Here is an 18,012-nt window from a genome sequence, read left to right on the forward strand (position 1 = left end):
TTTAGTTGCTTCCTTTTTTTATTTACAATAAGTGAATGGCTTCAATGATAGCATCTGGACGATCGTTTTCTATCCCGTGACTAGCATGTTCAGCCAAAATGTATTGGCTGTTTATTGAGAGATTTAATTGTTCACGAATAAGTTCTTGCCACATATCTTCAAGTTGTGTAGCTTCTTCTTTTGGCATACCGCCCTCAATCAATTGAGCAATAGAATATTGAGGATCTCTACTGATAACAATTAATGGTATTTCTAATGTTTTATGTTGTTTTTTTATTGAGCGAGCACAATTTTTCCACTCGGACAGTTCAGAAGCTGTCGCTTTATATAATGAAGGAGAGGTAGAAAATTTGATATGCTGTTTTGTTGTATTGACGAGCATAGATTTTAGTTCATTATAAAGTGCGTCTGCATCCATGTTGGAGTAAGTATAATATTTTTGTAGCCACATATCATCAGAATCAGTTTGATCAGAAACTGGTAAATGAAGCTCATCTAATCGGTGTAAGTTCATGGAAGTAGAATCAACTAAAAGAAGTGCTTGCAGCCTATCTTCATGTAACATTGCAAAATGTTGTGCACATAACCCTCCATAGGAATGGCCGATTAGAATGATTGGCTTGTGAATATGGAGTTTGTTTAGTAACATATGTAGTTCCTTTGTAACTTGCCTTGCTGTACGTGGAGTATTTCCTAGCTCACTTTTTCCGTAACCTGGGCGATGGTATGAAACAACTGTAAAGTGTTGTGAAAGCTCTTCTATAATAGGGAGCCAATCATAAAATGAGCAACTCATTCCTGTTTGAATGACTACAGTTTGTTTACTGTTACCTCTTATATATACTTCTACAGTTTGTCCAAATATCTCTATTGATCTATTAATAGTAATTCCCCCTAAGCTTGAAATACTTTTTGGCAAGTAAAGACGATACACCAGGCACATATGCCGAAGAGTATAGATGTACTAAGTGAAAAGGAGTTCTTTAAACCGATATAAACAATAAATAATAGTAGTGCGGATGCAGGAAATCCATATAATACGCCTAAAGCGAATTGACTTAATTCTTGTTTACTCCCACCTTCGAAAGAAATCCAAAATAGGCTTAGTAAACTAACGAGTGGAAGGGCAGCGATAAAGCCGCCTATCGTACTATAATGTTTAGCGACTTCAGTAATAACGCCGATAATAAGTGCCGAAACGATTACTTTAACGAGGAAATGCATATTTTGCCTCCTTCGCTAATAACGAAAAGGCTTTTTCAATTAATTGTTGTTCTTCTTTTGATAACTGTGATTCTAATATTTTTATCTTTTCTTTATCTAGTAAAGTATGCTTTTCTAATACTCCAATGCCTTCTTTCGTTAAAGTAAGGTTTACAACCCTTTCATCGTGTTTGTTTCTTTCTTTTATAATAAATCCTTTTTGAATAAGGCGCTTTACGTGTTCAGACGCTGTGTTATGAGAGAGACTAAGCTCAGTAGCAACTTTTCCAATTGTTATATCTTTCTCACGAGAAACGATTTGTAAAATACGAATAGCTTGGTGAGAAAGGTTGTCTTCATATTCATAGCGTAAGTGATAGTATATTGTCTCCCAATGTGGATTAATGTCTTTCATATTATAATTCCCCCTAATTTTTATATCGTATTATAAGATATATTCGCTTGGTAAGAATTAAAATCCTGTTATTTTCATAATAAATGTTGAAAAAGTTTATTTTTATTGAAATATAAGGTAATCTATGTGTAAAGGTATACATTTAGCAAGAGAGAGGATGATAGCTGTGAATACATTTAAATGGATTAGTCATGAAAAGATGTATGTAAATCAAATACATGTTGAAAAATGTGGTCCTCTTTCAGTCGGCGTATATGGAGGAAATCAAGAGAGTGATGCATATGAAAGAGGAGATGCAGTGCTAGCTTGGTGGGATCCGAAATTAGAATTTGAATTTGTTATGATTTTTGATACACATCATAAAACGAAAAATATACATTATATAATAGAAGCGATTTCAGAAAGAGAAGAAAAACTAAAAGAGTTATTTTCATACCCAATCCATTTAGCTTTTCATCATACACATATGTATTTATTAGCGTTATTTACAGATGAGCTATTTATCGAGAAATGTGACCAAGATGATGAGGAACTTGCATGTTTAATTTGTTTACGAAAAGGCGAGTTCTTATATTGGCTATCAGTTGGTGATTGCTTCGCGTATTTATTCCATTCAGAGCAAACGAAAAATGGAAAAGGTAGGCTAAATAAGCGTAAGAACTATGAGTATATCGGAAGAAAAAATGTTTTTGCAGCGAATACACCTTGTTTTACATCAGGGGTAAGGGGATTAGAAAAAGGTCAGAATCACATTGTAATGGCAACGGATGGTATTTTAGAGTGTGATAAACTAAAGTTTGATGATGATCAATCTTTAGTAGAAATATTACACGACGGATCTTGTTTACAGATTGAGCCTGTATTAACAAATGTACTTCAGTGGAAAGGTAGAGATTGTGCCACTATTATTGGATGGTCCATCGATACTGAAAATAGACAATGTGCCAATTAATAAATGAAAGGGAGTTCAAGGGTTTTTGTCCTTGAACTCCTTTTTGTTAAGCAATATGAATATGATACGTTTTTAACCATTCATTTACTTGTAGCATATACTCCATAGCACTTCTTGCTTCAAAATTGGTAATCTCTTTGTTACTTTGATCAGCAATTGCAAGTAATATGGAATGGTTAATGAGTGAGAAAACAGGATTGTTTTTATTACTGCACATATCAAGCGTTAAATTGCGGATTGTTTGTAAATAGTATGGATCCTGTGAAGTAGGGTAAGCGCTTTTTCTTCTATTTCGCACATCATCAGGTAAAGCTGGTTTCAGCGCTCTACGTAAAATTCCCTTTTCGATATTATCAATACTTTTTATGTTGAAAGGAACGTTCCATAAATATTCAACTAATCTATAATCGCAAAACGGTACACGAACTTCAAATCCTACAGCCATACTCATACGGTCTTTACGGTCGAGTAAGAACGGAAGGAATCGTGTTAAAAATAAATAAAACATTTGACGTTGTTTCGCGGATTTTTTACTTTCACCTTCAAGAGTAGGTACTTCAAGAGCAGCTTCATGGAATCGTTTATTAATATACTGCTCAGGATTACATTGAGTTGTTACGTCGTTTAATAATAGAGAAGATGTGTTTTTCCAGTTTGTTAACCACGGAAACTTATCTACATATAATAGTTCTTCTTGATGAAACCAAGGATATCCCCCGAAGACTTCATCAGCAGATTCTCCAGATAAAGCTACGGTTGCATCTTTTTTCATTTCGCAAAATAGTAAATAAAGTGAAGTTTCCATTTCACCAGCACTGGGTAAATCTTTCGCGTGAAGGGGAACGAATAAGTGATTTGCTAACTCTTCAGCATTCACAATAATGTCATGATGCGACGTCCCTACATGTTCAGAAACACGTTTTACCCAAGGAGCATCTAGACCAGTTCGAGCAAATGTCAGTTCGAAATCTTTCGCGCTATTTAAAAAGTCGATTGAATATGTGTGAAGTGTTTTGTGTTCCTCTCTAAATTCTTTACCTGCCAGTGCAGTAATACCACTAGAATCTAATCCGCCTGATAACATACAAACGAGAGGAACATCGGCAATTAATTGTCTTTTTACTGTATCTTGTAAAATAGATAAAATATGTGATGATGTATCTTCAGTAGAATCTGTATGAATCTTACTTTCTAAATTCCAATACTTCTTAACTACTTTTTTATCACGTGTGAATGTTATAGAATGTCCAGCACGAACTTCTTGAATATGTTTAAAGACGCCACATCCTGGAGTTCGAAATAAGCCTAATCCAAATATTTCATTTATGCCGTCCGCATCAATTTCAGCAGGAACAGATGGATGAGCTAATAATGCCTTTATTTCAGATCCGAAAATAATACTGTCATTTCTTTTTGTATAAAAGAGTGGCTTTACGCCTAAATGATCACGTGCTAAAAACAGTTGTTGCTTCTGATCATCCCATAAGGCGAAAGCGAAAATTCCGTTTAAATGTTGTACGCAGTCTTCTTTCCATTCTAAATAAGCATGTAGTAACACTTCTGTATCTGAATGAGTTTCAAATGCATGCCCACATTTTTGAAGCTGTTCTCTCAGCTCACGAAAATTATAAATTTCTCCATTATAAGTAAGAGCATACGTATAATCACCGGCACGGAATGTTTTTGGCTGCGTCCCGCCTTCTGGGTCAATAACAATTAAACGTCGGTGTGCAAAAGCCGCATGAGGTGAAAACCAAAATCCTTCAGCATCAGGACCGCGATGCTGAATACTATTCGCCATCTTTTCTAAAATAACATGTTCATTTGAAAGATCTTTCTTCCAATCTACCCAACCTGTAATTCCACACATACAAATCTCATCTCCTAATTTAAAATTATAAAAGTAGATTAATTAAATGAAATGTACACCAGGTTAAAGAGTGTCTGCATAAATAGTGTACTACACTAATTGAATTACAGACTTGAGAAAATTTTCTTTGAATACATAGTTATATGAGACAATGGTTAAGGAAAAGTATTCCATTACATACAAAAAATAAAAAAAGATGAGAGAAAAAAATTTCCAAAACGTTATATAGGGTGTAAAAGCTTTTACAAAAAAATAAGGGGAATCGCTACATGAAATCAAATGAGAAAAATTTTATAAAAAGATTACAGCGGCAAAAAGAAGATGCGCTAGAATTTGTTGTCGATACATACTTACCACTCATAAAAGGAATCACGCACAAAGTACTTCTTCCAGTTCAAAATGATGGATTGATAGAGGAATGTGTAAACGATATATTTCTTTCCATTTGGAATAACGCAAATAAATTTCATGGAGAGCCGAGTGACTTTAAAAAATGGATAGCGGCGATTGCAAAATTTAAGGCGATTGATTATTACCGGAAAGCGACTAGAAAAGTAGAAATTATTTCAGATGAGTTTCATATTAGTATGGAAAAGTCAGCAGAAGATGAATTAATCGTTATGGAAGATAGGGAAGAGTTATTGAAGCTTATTAATCAATTAGAACCGTTAGATCAAAAAGTATTCATTATGAAATATCTTCTCGGTATGAAGACAGAGGAAATAGGTGACAAATTAGGATTAACTCGGGCAGCAATAGATAATCGTGTGTACCGTGGGAAAAAGAAACTACAACAAAATGCTACGAATATTAGTTTTGGAGGTAGTGCAATATGAAAGACATTTATGAACTATTAAATGACATTGATATAGATGAAAAAGAACTTGAGGAAATTGAGGCCTCTGAAATTGAAAAAGGAAAAGTAAAACGTAATGTAAAACAATCGATACGTATGAAGAAAAAGATGAAAAGTTGGAAAAAGGGTGTCGCTGCTGCATCTATTTTAGTAGGGTTATCAGTTGCAACGCTTGGTATCGGGTTTCCTACATATGCTGGAGGATTGCCAATTGTAGGTGATATATTCCGATTTTTAGATAATGGTAGAACAGGACTATATGAAAATTATAAAGAGTTTTCGACTGAATTGAATATGACGAGAGAGAGTAATGGGGTTAAAGTTACAATTAATGATGCTGTGTTCGATGGTAGAACAATTACAATCACATATTCTATTGAGAGTGATAAAGATTTAGGGGAGAAGCCAAATATATTTGGATATCCGCAGGTGATGGGGTTTAATGGCGGGGGAGGAAGCTCTCAAGTAACAAAAGTTGGAGAGAAAAAGTATGTAGGTATGACTACGATGAGTGGTAATAGTAGTAAAAGGTTAGATATTGCAAATGTTTGGTGGGATATAGAGGCAATTGAGTTGGATTATGAAGGTAATGTAATAAAGGGGAACTGGAATTTCGCGCTTAGTTTAAAAGCAATGGATAGTACGGAAGTAAAGGTTAATAGGGTTTCTGAAAATGAATTAATAAAAGTAAATATAGACAAAATGGAAGTAACCCCAATGTCATTTATCGTTTTTTTCAATCAAGAAGAATCTAAGGCATTAAGAAGTATATGGGATAGTGCGGATGTTGAGTTAGAAATAAAAGATGATTTAGGAAATCATTATGCTGGTGAAGGAAATGGCGGAAGTAGTACAGTAGCAGAGCCACATAAAAGTAGTTGGAGTGCTACCTTCCAAAAGTTGAACGAAAATGCTACAAAGCTTATCGTTACACCTCGTGTGCACTTGCGAGTTCATACACCTGAAAATCATGGTGGAGTGGAGTATGTGAATGGGAAAGAGAAGAAAATAGAAGTACCGAAAAAAGAAGCGAAGAGTAAAGATATAGTGTTAGATGATATTGTCATTGATTTAAAGAAATAAATAAAGAGACTGCCTTAAATGAAGGCAGTCTCTTTTGCGTTAAGAATTAGTAACGAGTAACGCATGCGGATGCTGCGTTTTATATTCCTCTTTCCATGTAATGTTTAGTTGTTCCCACGTTTCACCGCTATCAGTGGATTGAAAGATGCCATTGTTATTTAAAGTGTAAAACGTATGTGGTTCGGCTGGATTTGTAGCAAACATCGAAATGACTGTACCAATTGCAGATGGTAGACCTTGCTGTACTTGCTGGAACGGAGTCTCTTTCGTTTTACGATAAATATAAGATTCATAAGGAATACGGTGATGAGCTAAATCAGCACTCGGTGCGGCAGAAACGAGAATTGTATCGCAATCAGCTGGATCGATAGCCATACTGTATAAATAATGATGCTCAAGTCCGTCACTACATGAGATCCAGCTGTTTCCACTGTTATAACTTTCAAGATATGCGCGATCAGGTCCGCCCATAAATCCGTCACCACATGATGCATAAAGGCGATTTGGGGCTTCAGGGTGCATGAGTAATTGATGAGCATCGATAGGAGCACCGAATTTTTTATCAATCCATGTATGCCCTTTATCATTACTTTGAATAACAGCACCAGCTTCGATTGAAACATGGAGTGTATTTGGATTGTTTGGATCAACTGTAATCCAGCGTACGTGATGGGTAAAAGGTCTAGGCGGAAAAGCCCACGTATAGGAAGATAATAATGATTTCATATTTTTAAGTTCAGTCCACGTTTCACCACCATTTTCTGAACGGAATAAAGCACTCGGTTCTGTACCGACATAAACGACATCATATCCGTTAACTTGTTCATTAGGGCTTATCGTAATGGAAGTAATCGAAGAATGTAAAATACCATCCTCTTTAGGGAAATCAAAGTAACGATATGAATCACCAATTGGTCTCCACGAATCCCCGCCATCGTCACTTAGCCATAAACCTCGTCCAAATGTGCCGCAATAAACACGATTTGTTTGGAATGGATCAACCACAATACAGGTAGGTTGCATATTTTGTAAATGATATGTGGTTTCATAGTTACCATATTGTTCTTTTACTACAACAAGTTCACGCTCCATGCAGAGAAATAGTCGTTTCAATTTTGGAACCCCCTTAAAAATTCTTTCATTAGTAAACAATATGAAAATAAAAAAGAAGTAGTCTTGTTTTTAGTTGAGAAAAAGGACTTGTTTGAAAAGTAGCGAAGTTTGTATACAGAGGAAGCGGGATAAAGTGAAACTTTAATCAGTGGGATATTGTTCATCTTCTACGGATTAGTAGCATTCACTATCGGGCGTTAATGGGGGATAAAGATAGGGAATTTGTTTTATAATAACATACAGATATTGCACTTAAAGGAGCATTTGTATGGGACACTCACATGATCACGGTCATTCAAAAAATAAAAAAGCGTTATTAATTGCCTTCTTATTAACAACAAGCTTTATGATTGCTGAAGTTATTGGCGGATTTGTAACAAATAGCTTAGCACTATTGTCTGACGCAGGGCATATGTTAAGTGATGCAGTATCCTTAGCTTTAAGTTTACTTGCGTTCAAGCTTGGGGAAAAAACGGCGACGGCTGCGAAAACATATGGGTATAAGCGAGTCGAAATGTTAGCGGCATTATGTAATGGTGTCGTTCTTATTGTCATTTCAGTATATATTTTTATTGAAGCAATTCGTCGTTTTAAGGAACCAGTTGAAATCGCTAGTAATGGAATGCTCATTATTGCTGTGCTTGGTCTGCTTATTAATATTGTATCAGCTTGGATATTAATGAGAGGCGGAGATGTGAAAGGCAATTTAAATTTAAGAAGTGCGTTCTTACATGTACTAGGCGATTTATTAGGTTCAGTTGGAGCGATTATTGCTGCGTTACTTATTAAATTTTTTGGATGGACTGCTGCAGATGCGGTTGCTAGTATTCTTGTGTCTATTTTAGTCATTATAAGTGGATGGCGTGTATCACGTGATACAGTTCATATATTAATGGAAGGTGCACCGCAGCACATAGATGCTGAAGAGGTGAAAAATACATTATTAAATATTACTATTGTAAAAGAAGTTCATGATTTACATATATGGTCTGTAACATCAGATTTTCAAGTATTAACTTGCCATCTTATTATCGAAGGTAATGAAACGCAAAGCGTATTGAAAGAAGCAACGGATGTATTAAAGGGGAAATTTCATGTAGAACATGTCACCATTCAAGTTGAAATAGAAGGTGAATTTAACCATAATGAGACAACTTGCAAAGTATGAAAGAAAAAGGGTATGAAAAAGTGTCATAACATTTTTCGCGTGGCATACATATATATAATGTGGCCACAAATACTTTGTAAGGTAAATATTTCATAAGATTACTTTACTTATTAAGAATCATCTTTTATAATCAAAAGTGGTAATTGATAAAGATTATCATTTTCAATGATCGTAGAAAGGAGTTTTTTAAAAGATGAGTAGTCAACTCCGTTTTGCTGTTGAAAATCGTAAGAGACATTTAATTGATGAGTTAATTGGAGCAGGGGTGTTTAAGATTCGCGACCGACAATTATACGAGCTGTCTTTAGAGGAATTGGAAAAAGAGTACGAGCATATTGAAGATTACGCAAATATTCAGGCATAGCATATAGATTATTAAAGAAGGAGCTGGTTACACTTTTGTGTAACCAGCTTTATTATTTCATAGAAATTATTTTTTGTATTTCTTTCATTGGACGGAGCCAGTTTTGAGACATCATTTGTTCCATTCGTTTTTCATCCTGTTTTTGTAGTGCTTGAATTATAGAGTGATGTTCTTTAATAGATTGACTTGCAGGCACGAAGTTTTGGAAAAATAAATATTCAAGGCGTAAAATGTGAAGTTGCATATTTTCTAGAAAAGGTTCAATATATCGGTTTTTAGCAATAGAAGTAATTGTATTGTGAAATCGTATATCTAGTTCTAAAGCTTTTTTTGAATCTTTTTCATGTATAGATTGTTGAAAAGCATCATTTATCTCGGAAAGTAGTTTAATATCAGCGTCTGTAACTTTTTGAAGTGCTTGCTTTCCTATAATTGAGTGAAGACCAGCTATCGTCTCATAAATGATAGATACGTCGTCTAACTTAATAGGCGCGATTTTCGTTTTTTGCCCAGGTACCATTTCAACTAATCCAGAAAGCTCTAAAATTTGTAAAGCTTCTCTAACAGGTGTTCTGCTTACTCCTAGTGCTTCTGCCAATTCCCCATCATTTATTTTTTCATCAGGTCGTAAAACACCTTCTATAATCCAATCTTGCAGTTGATTTAAAACGAGTGACTTTGCTGAGACTCTTCCTGGTTTTTTATAATTTTGAGGGACAGGCATAGTGAATTCAATCCTTTCATTGTATATGTTTCTTTTTCGTATTAACAAGCTTTAATTTTGGTTTTCCTTTATCTGGTTTTTGGCTTAATATGAGCACCATTACAATTACACAAAAAGCACCTAATAACTGAAAAGATTGAAACGGTACGTGCAAAATAAGCACAGAAGAAATAATAGCTGCGAGTGGTTCTGTACAGCCAAATAATGTTGTTTCTTTAGGCGTAAGGTATCTTATGCTATCTAAGTATAAATAAAATGCGATGAGTGTCCCGAAAATGACGACAAATGTAATGAGCGGGAGGGTACTTAGTTTTACATATTTCATAGTTGATAATAAAATGAATTCGTTTGTGGAAATAAAGTGTAAAATCGTTACGCCAATCCCCCCAATGATCATCCCCCATCCAACGATAACGGATGAAGACCACTTTTCTAACAATTCTTTTGAATACAAACTATAAAATGCAAGAGATAGTCCAGATAAAACGCCCCAAATGATAGCAGGTGTAGATACAGCTAAGTTATGAACAGAACCGTTTGTTAATAGGAGAAAAGTCCCTACTAATGAGAGGGTAATTGAAATATAATCAATTTTTGATGGACGAACGCTCCATTTGAAAAGTAAGTATACAGTGATAAATATAGGGGCTAAATATTGTAACAAAGTTGCAACAGCAGCGTTTCCTTCTTTAATAGAAGCGAAGTACGTGTACTGTACAGCAAGCATGCCTAAAAGACCGAACAAAATTATCTTATTTGCATCAGACTTTTGTTTCCAAATTCCAAATATTTCTTTTTTGTTCGCTCCGAATGATGACATAATGAGCAACATAGCACCGGATATAAGCAAACGGATTGTAACTAACCATTCAGTAGAAACGTTTTCATATTGAAAAAGTTGTTGCGCAGCTGTTCCGGACAATCCCCATAAACAAGCACCGATTATGACCATTATAATTCCTTTTAATCGATTTGGATCCATAAAATATATAGTCCTCCTTTTTTAAAAAAATATATTGAATACAATATGCAATATATCACAGAATGGAATATCAATAAACTGAAATTTCTAATTTAAAATAAAATTGTTTATCCCGCATTAACGGGCAGTAAGACTCCCACCTTGAAATTCGGCGAATGCGAGGAAGTTAGGTGGGAGTCGTGCTGCTCGTAAAAGTCCAATTGGTGAGGCTAATAATCAGTGGAGGATGGAAAAACCCCCACTGATTAAATTTTCATTTTATTAAGAACGATCATCTTTTTATGAAATATAATCATAATCGTGACGCCAAAAAAATAAAGATAAGAGTAATTTGGTTTGTTAAAAATATGTGTATAAGGAGATACGTGATGAACTGGGTTACTCATAAACCATCGTTTGAATTTGAAAATTTTAGTCCTATTATTCGGTCACAATCTGCGTGGAGTGGGCATTTAGATTTCGCATATGATTTAGTAAGATTTGAAGAACCAGCAACTTTAGTTGAGTTAGGTACGCATTTAGGTGCTTCCTTTTTTAGTTTTTGCCAGGGGGTAAAAGATGGTGGGTTAGCCACAAAATGTTTTGCTGTAGATACTTGGGCTGGAGATGGGCATACAGGTCCATATGGAGAAGGGGTTTTTCAAATAGTAGAAAAAGTGGTGAGGGATAACTACCTGAATATAGGGAATTTAATTCGGTCTACTTTTGATGATGCTCTGGATGAGTTTCAAGATGAAACGATAAATTTTTTGCATATTGATGGCTATCATACGTATGAAGCTGTTTCTCATGATTATAAAACATGGTTACCTAAAGTTGCGAAAAATGGTATTGTATTATTTCATGATATTGAAGTTAAAAACGGTGATTTCGGTGTGTATAAGTTTTGGGATGAGGTCAAGGTGAAATACCCTCATTTTCAGTTTGGGCATTCATATGGACTCGGAGTTTTATTTCCGAAAGGTTGTAGCGATAAGTTTTCGGAAATACTTAAAAATAAAGAAGAGATACAAAATATGTATAAATAAAAGAGGGGCATGCATCGATTAAATGATGTGTGCTCTTTTTTTATGTGGAAATATATTATTACATATGAGGTGAAAGCGGTAGTAAAAAGTTTTGTTGAGGCAAATATTAAAAAGGTTATTATGGGTTAATAATTAGTGGGGATGGATAAAACCCTCATTGATTAAAGTTTTATTTCATTAGGTGTTTTTATCTAAATAAATAAAAATACAACATTTTTTATATTTTTCATTGCGAAAAGCGCAATCTACTTTTACAATAGAAAGGGTTGTGAATATATTATACTGGAAAAATAAATCGAAATAATATGAAAATTTTGTTTTGTCTTCGCTAATTGTATACTACATACACGTAAGACTACATACATCATGTTATCGACTTGTAAGGAGAGAAAAAAATGAAAAGTGTAAGATTACCATCGATGCTAGAAATTATTATTCTTTTATGCCTATTTCTTGCTGTCGTCTTTTCCTTCCAAACGATTTTTGATCTCCCAATTCAATTAGCGCTATTTATTTCATGGTTTTTAGTTATTGCGCTTGGATTAAGATTAGGATTTCGTTATCAAGAATTGCAAGATGCAATTACGAAAGGGATTTCTAATGGATTAGAAGCAATTCTTATTTTAGTTGCAGTTGGGGCTTTAATTGGAACGTGGATTGCTGGTGGGGTTGTACCTACATTAATTTATTATGGATTAGAATTCATTCACCCTAGCATATTCTTATTGGCAACTTTAATTATTTGTTCAATCACTTCTATCGCGACAGGAACATCATGGGGAACAGTTGGAACTGCAGGTATTGCTATGATGGCGATAGGTGAAGGGCTTGGATTACCACTTCCGCTTGTTGCGGGGGCAGTCCTTTCAGGAGCTTATTTCGGAGACAAATTATCACCACTTTCTGATAGCACAGTTCTTGCAGCTTCTATGGCGAAAGTAGATGTTATTGCTCACGTTCGAGCTATGCTCGTCTTAGACGTTCCAGCTTATATTATTACCAGCATTATGTTTACTGTTGCTGGATGGATGTATGGCGGGGATAATGTAGATTTAAATAGAGTTGAGTTTTTAAAAGAATCTTTATTAAAGCACTTTGATATTAAAATATGGATGCTTGTTCCAGCGGTAATTGTTATTGTGCTATTGGCGATGAAGAAACCATCTATGCCAACAATTGCTATGGGAGCTTTAATTGGTGCAATTTGGGCAACACTTTTCCAAGGAATGAACTTTGGAGAGGCAATTGGAACAGCATATAACGGATTCTCAATTCAATCTGGTGTCGAGTTTGTCGATAAGTTATTAAATCGTGGTGGAATTAATGGTATGCTTGGTTCAGTAGCCGTTATTATTTTCGGCTTAGGTTTTGGTGGATTACTTGAAAAGCTAGGTGTTCTAAAGGTAATCGTATCGAAATTTGAGAAGAAATTAAATTCTGCAGGTAATGTAACATTGTCTACACTAATCGTTGCATTTTTAGCTAACATATTTGGTTGTGCGATGTACGTATCACTTATTTTAACACCAAAAATTATGGAAGAAAGCTATGATAAATTAAAAATAGATCGCCGCGTATTAGCACGTAACTCAGAAGTAGGTGGAACTTTGACTTCTGGTATGGTTCCATGGTCTGATAATGGTATTTTTATGGCTGGTATTTTAGGTGTATCAACATTATCATACGTTCCATTTATGTGGCTAAGCTTCGTATCACTCATTTTAGCAGTTATTTATGGATATACAGGCAAGTTCATTTGGTATGTAGATGATGCAGATAAAGGAAAGCAAGCATCATAAAATAAAAAATCACCTTCTACAATATGTAGAAGGTGATTTTTTATTTTATAATAGGAGTTGAAGAAGTTATTTCGTCCTCATATTTAGCAATTTTTTGTTGTATCTTTTTTAAGTTTTTTTCAGTGTCTTGAATGAGCTGTAAGACATTGGTCTCCTGTTGTTTCATTAATTCCAACCGTTGAAGGATGGTAGATTCCCCCACCATAGACCAGTCGATAAATTTTTTTATTTTTTGAATTGGCATACTGGTGTTTTTTAAACATAAAATCATCTCTAAATATTTCAGTGCTTCTTCATCAAAAACGCGATCTCCTTTTTCATTTCTTTTAAGAAAAGGGAACAGTCCTTGTTTATCGTAATAACGTATTTGAGAAATAGTTAAGTGGTGCATTTTGGCGACTTGCCCAATTGTATAATACATATCATTCATCCCTTTATTACCAAGGTATAATGCCGTCTTTATTTAGTATTTTACCATTATAGTTTGTTTCACTTAATGCATATTTAATAATAATTTTAGCACTTTCATTGGTCGTATGGCCACCTGGGGAATTTCCATTTAGGTCAGTAGTTGTAAAACCAGGGGTTACTCCGAAAATTGCTGGACCGTTAGTACCAAATTCTTTGCTAAATGCTAATGTTAAAGCATTAATAGCTGTTTTTGAAGAATTGTATCCTAATGTATTAATTGGGTGTGTTTCACCGCTAGCAAACATTGTTAGTGAGGCCATGTCAGTTGTTACATTTATAATTTTACTGTTGCTTGATTTCTTTAATAATGGTAAAAAAGCTTGCACCATTTGGAATGTTCCAAAAAAGTTAACTTCAAATCCTTGGCGTAAAGTTTCAATATTTAATTCACTAGGTAGCGTATGGAAGTCGAGTGCTATGCCTGCATTATTGATTAATAAATCTAAGTGGTCAGTCGTTTCATGGATTTTTTTGATTGCTTCTTGAATGGATTGAGCACTAGAAATGTCTACTTGAATATAGGAAACGTTTGAAACATTTAAAGATTCTACGGCTTGTTGTCCAAGTTGTTTATTACGAGCACCTAAAAATACGTGATAGTCTTTTTCTGCTAATTGACGAACCAATTCATATCCGATCCCTTTATTCGCACCTGTTATGAAAGCATATTTTTTCATTTTGAATTCCTCCAGTGTCGTTATAGTAGGTTACAATGGAAAGGATACAGCCTAAACCTAAGTTTAGGTCAAGAGGAATTTATGAAAAAATATTGAATATTTGTATATATGAGTGAGAATTCTTATCATTTGATTAAAAGTCTGTTAATATAAGAGATGTAGGTATTATATTTTCAAGGGGATGAAAAAATGGAGTACAGAATTGAAAGAGATACATTAGGAGAAATAAAAGTTCCAGCTGATAAATTATGGGCAGCACAAACGCAGCGTAGTAAGGAAAATTTTCCGATTGGAACAGAGCATATGCCGCTTGAAATTGTAAAAGCATTTGCGATTTTAAAGAAGAGTGCAGCGCTTAGTAATCAAAATTTAGGAAAGCTATCAGAAGAGAAGACGCAAGCAATTGTGGAAGCTGCTGATGAAGTTATCGCAGAAAAATGGAATGAACATTTTCCACTTGTCGTATGGCAAACGGGTAGTGGTACACAATCGAATATGAATGTAAATGAAGTAATTGCAAACCGCGGTAATCAAATTTTGAAAGAAAAGGGATCTGACGTACATATTCATCCGAATGATGACGTGAACATGTCTCAAAGTTCCAATGATACGTTCCCAACAGCACTTCATGTAGCGTGTGTAATTGCGGTAGAAAATCATGTATTGCCAGCTATTACGAAATTAAAAGAAACATTAGCAGAAAAAGTAACTGCATTTGAACATATTATTAAAATCGGTCGTACACACTTACAAGATGCAACACCGTTAACATTAGGACAAGAAATTAGCGGATGGCACCGTATGCTTGAAAAAACAGAGCGTATGATTGCAGAGAGCAATACATATATGAAAGAACTTGCAATTGGTGGTACTGCAGTTGGAACAGGTATTAATGCTCATCCTAAATTTGGTGAGATGGTGTCAGAGGAAATTAGCCAATTTACAGGTAAGCAATTTATTTCTGCACCAAATAAGTTCCACGCATTAACGAGCCATGATGAAATTGTATATACGCATGGTGCATTAAAGGCATTAGCAGCTGATTTAATGAAGATCGCTAACGATGTACGCTGGCTGGCAAGTGGTCCACGTAGTGGTCTAGGAGAAATTATTATTCCGGCAAATGAGCCAGGAAGCTCTATTATGCCAGGTAAAGTAAATCCAACGCAAAGTGAAGCGTTAACGATGGTTGTAGCGCAAGTGATGGGAAATGACGCAACAATCGGATTTGCTGCGAGCCAAGGTAATTTTGAGCTAAACGTATTTAAACCAGTTATTGCATATAACTTCTTACAATCCGCTCACTTATTAGCAGATGCAATTGTTTCATTTAATGATAATTGTGCAGTTGGCATTGAAGCGGATGAAGAAGTAATTAAAGAGAATGTGAATCGTTCATTAATGCTTGTTACTGCATTAAACCCGCATATAGGATATGAAAATGCAGCGAAAATTGCGAAGCATGCTCATAAAGAGGGGTTAACTTTAAAAGAAGCAGCATTGCAATCGGGCCTATTAACAGAAGAGCAATTTGATGAAATTGTAGATCCGAAAAAAATGATTGCTCCGAAAGAGTAATAGAAAAAGCCAAGGTTCTTAGTTTAGAATCTTGGCTTTTTTTGATATTTATTTTATGTTTCCGCCACTTGTACTACTGCAAGCTCCAAAAGATATTATTTGTTAGAAGACGTATTCATTACTTTCATATGTGGGCAGTTCTCTTTTAAGAGTGAAATGAATTTTTCTTCTTCTTGTGGTACGAAAGTTGTCACAGAGTCAAATAAATTATAATCAATTTCTAATTGCTGCCTAGTCCATTTTTCTGAACGGAGTGTTTTGCCAGAGTATTTAATGTGACGAATATCTTCAAATGGAATTTCAGTACGTAATATGAAACCGTGTTTTACAATAAGAGAAGATTCCGTTATGTTGTAGTGAGAGAAATAGAATGAAGAGAGATTCACGATATTTAACAGCATCATAAGAGTGAAAAAAATAGAATTTTCGTTTTGGAAGAATAGCGAAATGAAAAAAAAAATTATAAATAATGTAATAAAAATGACGTGAAATGGATTTTTTTTCGCTTTAAACTTCAAGTTAGTCACCTCGTTATACGTGTTATTTAACTAAATTAAATCACAACATCGTAATAAACCGAAAGAATATGCAGAATTGCATATTCTTTCGGTTTATTATTCGTGTAAAATTTTTTGATAGGATAAATTTAAATGAAGTTTTTAATAGTGGAGTGGCATAAAGTGACTAACAAGAATAGAAGTGTAGTGCTAGTCATAATTAGTTGTATGATGATTATGAATGGCTGCTCAAATAGATTCGCTGAGGATGGAAAGCGAAAACATGTATTTGTACAAGCGAGTAAAGTTTTAGTGGAAGTTGTTTATAAAATATATAAAGGCTAAAAAGGGTGTTTCTATATGTGGAAACACCTTTTTTGTAGTTAAAATTGAATACTGAAGTTTTGGAATGAGTGAATGTTGGTTCCATGTTGAACGAGGTTGTTATCACTTAAATATTGAATAGCGTATTTTACTTCTTTCAATATAGTAGGAGAAAGACCAAGTGTATGATGTGAACCGTAAATTTGTTTAATAGGAGAGAAGTTTGTAATTTTGTTTAGAGACTGAACTAAGTCTACAGGATTTGTCGATGGATAAAACGCAAAAATCGTGCCTTCATAAAGTAAATCTCCTGTGAATAAAAACGCAGTTTCATAATCGTATATACAAATATATCCTGGTGAGTGAACTGGAGTATGTATAATTTGAATTTTCCTATTTCCGATATCAATAATGTCTCCATCCTGTCGTAATTTTGTTGGTGTTCCTTGAAATGGATTGAATGTTTCAGGTTGAAATGTTTTAGGTGTAGGTTTAGTAATGTCACGAGCGATGTCGTGTCTAATTTGAGTAATAGGAAGTCCTTTTATGCCGTTAATGAGCCAATCTTCTTCTAAAGCATGTACATAGATTTCTTCATATTGTGAGTGACTACCGATATGATCCCAATGAACGTGTGTTGTGACAACTGTAATTGGTAAGTTTGTTAGTTGGTCCGTTATACGTTTCATCTTATCGATACCTAGTCCAGTATCGATAAGGAGTGCGGTGGTATCGCCTACAAGTAAGAAGGAATGTACTTTCTCCCAATGTCCATATTCACTAATCGCATATGTATTTCGAGCGATTTGTTTAACAGTAAACCAAGGGTCGTGCAGAATAGTCATGTTTTGTTTCACATCCTAAATTCATTTATTAAACACATTCGCTTTTCGTTGCTTTAAGTCCTT

Annotated in this window: 20 protein-coding genes; 9 read left to right on the top strand and 11 right to left on the bottom strand. The window is 34.6% G+C overall.

The genetic code is table 11. The features are described 5' to 3' along the window. Positions 1-22 precede the first annotated feature (22 nt). From JFT95_RS06815 to JFT95_RS06825, 3 genes are read right to left on the bottom strand one after another with little or no spacing between them, the layout of a single operon-like run. Positions 23-943: an alpha/beta fold hydrolase gene (locus JFT95_RS06815; RefSeq protein ID WP_088039143.1), complete on the bottom strand. Its 921-nt coding sequence runs from the start codon at positions 941-943 to the stop codon at positions 23-25. Then, positions 895-1,224: a DUF3147 family protein gene (locus tag JFT95_RS06820; RefSeq protein ID WP_002086410.1), complete on the bottom strand. Its 330-nt coding sequence runs from the start codon at positions 1,222-1,224 to the stop codon at positions 895-897. Before JFT95_RS06820 ends, JFT95_RS06815 begins: the two co-directional genes overlap by 49 nt. Then, positions 1,208-1,618 carry a MarR family winged helix-turn-helix transcriptional regulator gene (locus JFT95_RS06825; protein ID WP_088039144.1) on the bottom strand — a complete coding sequence of 137 codons (411 nt, stop codon included), beginning with the start codon at positions 1,616-1,618 and terminating at the stop codon, positions 1,208-1,210. The genes JFT95_RS06820 and JFT95_RS06825 overlap by 17 nt, the downstream gene beginning before the upstream one ends. Before the next feature lie 124 nt (positions 1,619-1,742). Here JFT95_RS06825 and JFT95_RS06830 point away from each other — a divergent pair, with 124 nt between their 5' ends. Next, on the top strand, positions 1,743-2,570 hold the full coding sequence (locus tag JFT95_RS06830; RefSeq protein WP_033710115.1) for a PP2C family serine/threonine-protein phosphatase: 828 nt from the start codon (positions 1,743-1,745) through the stop codon (positions 2,568-2,570). 46 nt (positions 2,571-2,616) lie between these two features. On the opposite strand, the gene asnB is transcribed toward JFT95_RS06830, so the two are convergent. Beyond that, positions 2,617-4,440 carry an asparagine synthase (glutamine-hydrolyzing) gene (gene asnB, locus JFT95_RS06835; protein ID WP_088039145.1) on the bottom strand — a complete coding sequence of 608 codons (1,824 nt, stop codon included), beginning with the start codon at positions 4,438-4,440 and terminating at the stop codon, positions 2,617-2,619. A 269-nt stretch (positions 4,441-4,709) separates the two neighbouring features. On the opposite strand from asnB, the gene JFT95_RS06840 reads away from it, so the two are divergent. Together JFT95_RS06840 and JFT95_RS06845 are read left to right on the top strand one after the other, a co-directional pair. Then, on the top strand, positions 4,710-5,276 hold the full coding sequence (locus tag JFT95_RS06840) for a sigma-70 family RNA polymerase sigma factor (RefSeq protein ID WP_016103094.1): 567 nt from the start codon (positions 4,710-4,712) through the stop codon (positions 5,274-5,276). Then, positions 5,273-6,379 carry a DUF4179 domain-containing protein gene (locus tag JFT95_RS06845; RefSeq protein ID WP_201051791.1) on the top strand — a complete coding sequence of 369 codons (1,107 nt, stop codon included), beginning with the start codon at positions 5,273-5,275 and terminating at the stop codon, positions 6,377-6,379. Before JFT95_RS06840 ends, JFT95_RS06845 begins: the two co-directional genes overlap by 4 nt. A gap of 39 nt (positions 6,380-6,418) precedes the next feature. Here JFT95_RS06845 and JFT95_RS06850 read toward each other — a convergent pair whose 3' ends face one another. Then, on the bottom strand, positions 6,419-7,492 hold the full coding sequence (locus JFT95_RS06850) for a WD40/YVTN/BNR-like repeat-containing protein (protein WP_201051793.1): 1,074 nt from the start codon (positions 7,490-7,492) through the stop codon (positions 6,419-6,421). Positions 7,493-7,760: 268 nt separating this feature from the next. Here JFT95_RS06850 and JFT95_RS06855 point away from each other — a divergent pair, with 268 nt between their 5' ends. After that, positions 7,761-8,660 (top strand): cation diffusion facilitator family transporter, encoded by a 900-nt coding sequence (locus JFT95_RS06855; protein ID WP_201051794.1) that lies wholly within the window; start codon positions 7,761-7,763, stop codon positions 8,658-8,660. A gap of 193 nt (positions 8,661-8,853) precedes the next feature. Continuing rightward, the gene (fbpA, locus tag JFT95_RS06860; protein ID WP_002012091.1) at positions 8,854-9,024 is read left to right on the top strand and encodes a Fur-regulated basic protein FbpA; all 171 of its coding nucleotides are present in this window, start codon (positions 8,854-8,856) and stop codon (positions 9,022-9,024) included. 52 nt (positions 9,025-9,076) lie between these two features. On the opposite strand, the gene JFT95_RS06865 is transcribed toward fbpA, so the two are convergent. Together JFT95_RS06865 and JFT95_RS06870 are read right to left on the bottom strand one after the other, a co-directional pair. Then, positions 9,077-9,748, bottom strand: coding sequence for a GntR family transcriptional regulator (locus JFT95_RS06865; RefSeq protein ID WP_002030983.1), 672 nt, complete (start codon positions 9,746-9,748; stop codon positions 9,077-9,079). A 16-nt stretch (positions 9,749-9,764) separates the two neighbouring features. Beyond that, positions 9,765-10,730 (bottom strand): DMT family transporter, encoded by a 966-nt coding sequence (locus tag JFT95_RS06870; RefSeq protein WP_201051796.1) that lies wholly within the window; start codon positions 10,728-10,730, stop codon positions 9,765-9,767. Positions 10,731-11,098: 368 nt separating this feature from the next. On the opposite strand from JFT95_RS06870, the gene JFT95_RS06875 reads away from it, so the two are divergent. Both JFT95_RS06875 and nhaC read left to right on the top strand, forming a co-directional pair. Then, positions 11,099-11,758 carry a class I SAM-dependent methyltransferase gene (locus JFT95_RS06875; protein WP_201051799.1) on the top strand — a complete coding sequence of 220 codons (660 nt, stop codon included), beginning with the start codon at positions 11,099-11,101 and terminating at the stop codon, positions 11,756-11,758. A 395-nt stretch (positions 11,759-12,153) separates the two neighbouring features. Beyond that, a complete protein-coding gene (nhaC, locus tag JFT95_RS06880) occupies positions 12,154-13,557 on the top strand; it encodes a Na+/H+ antiporter NhaC (RefSeq protein ID WP_002135474.1) in 1,404 nt (467 codons plus the stop codon). A 40-nt stretch (positions 13,558-13,597) separates the two neighbouring features. On the opposite strand, the gene JFT95_RS06885 is transcribed toward nhaC, so the two are convergent. Next, positions 13,598-13,987, bottom strand: coding sequence for a MerR family transcriptional regulator (locus JFT95_RS06885; RefSeq protein ID WP_080019756.1), 390 nt, complete (start codon positions 13,985-13,987; stop codon positions 13,598-13,600). A gap of 7 nt (positions 13,988-13,994) precedes the next feature. Then, a complete protein-coding gene (locus JFT95_RS06890) occupies positions 13,995-14,705 on the bottom strand; it encodes an SDR family NAD(P)-dependent oxidoreductase (RefSeq protein WP_088039152.1) in 711 nt (236 codons plus the stop codon). Between the two features lie 189 nt (positions 14,706-14,894). Here JFT95_RS06890 and fumC point away from each other — a divergent pair, with 189 nt between their 5' ends. Next, complete coding sequence (gene fumC / locus JFT95_RS06895) at positions 14,895-16,283, top strand: class II fumarate hydratase (RefSeq protein WP_201051801.1); 1,389 nt, start codon at positions 14,895-14,897, stop codon at positions 16,281-16,283. A gap of 95 nt (positions 16,284-16,378) precedes the next feature. On the opposite strand, the gene JFT95_RS06900 is transcribed toward fumC, so the two are convergent. Continuing rightward, positions 16,379-16,801 (bottom strand): PH domain-containing protein, encoded by a 423-nt coding sequence (locus JFT95_RS06900; RefSeq protein ID WP_002141207.1) that lies wholly within the window; start codon positions 16,799-16,801, stop codon positions 16,379-16,381. A 132-nt stretch (positions 16,802-16,933) separates the two neighbouring features. Between JFT95_RS06900 and JFT95_RS06905 the strand changes: the two genes are divergently transcribed. Further along, positions 16,934-17,125, top strand: a complete 192-nt coding sequence (locus JFT95_RS06905; protein WP_002141208.1) for a hypothetical protein — start codon at positions 16,934-16,936, stop codon at positions 17,123-17,125. Between the two features lie 38 nt (positions 17,126-17,163). On the opposite strand, the gene JFT95_RS06910 is transcribed toward JFT95_RS06905, so the two are convergent. Continuing rightward, positions 17,164-17,949 (bottom strand): MBL fold metallo-hydrolase, encoded by a 786-nt coding sequence (locus JFT95_RS06910; RefSeq protein ID WP_002141209.1) that lies wholly within the window; start codon positions 17,947-17,949, stop codon positions 17,164-17,166. Positions 17,950-18,012 lie beyond the last annotated feature (63 nt).

It is taken from the genome of Bacillus sp. TH17, assembly GCF_016651125.1.
GTDB classification, from domain to species: Bacteria; Bacillota; Bacilli; order Bacillales; family Bacillaceae_G; genus Bacillus_A; species Bacillus_A mycoides.